This window comes from Bacillus cereus group sp. N11 (genome assembly GCF_016483605.1).
GTDB classification, from domain to species: domain Bacteria; phylum Bacillota; class Bacilli; order Bacillales; family Bacillaceae_G; genus Bacillus_A; species Bacillus_A toyonensis.
This window is the reverse complement of sequence record NZ_JAEHBN010000081.1, coordinates 1-250: the sequence shown is the minus strand read 5'-3', so window position 1 is coordinate 250 and position 250 is coordinate 1. Positions and strand designations below refer to the sequence as shown.

Sequence of the window (250 nt, the reverse complement as noted above, 5' to 3'; positions counted from 1 at the left end):
AATCTGGTCGATTGAAGTAGCCACGTGCCAATCCTACTCCTCCAAGGTAAAGTTCCCCCGACACCCCAATTGGGACCACCTGTTGATATTGATCTAACACATACAACTCTGTATTATCAATTGGACGCCCAATTGGAATAAGCATTGATTCTTTTTCTAAATCACAATCATAATAAGTCCCATCCACAGTCGCTTCAGTAGGACCATACAAATTAATTAACTGTGTTTGCTGAACATTGTAATAGATCCA

Annotated in this window: 1 protein-coding gene; it reads right to left on the bottom strand. The window is 40.0% G+C overall.

Features of this window, described 5'->3' with window-relative positions:
* Positions 1–250 (bottom strand): AMP-binding protein (locus JDS98_RS29760; RefSeq protein WP_199634644.1); only part of this gene is annotated, 250 nt, incomplete at both ends.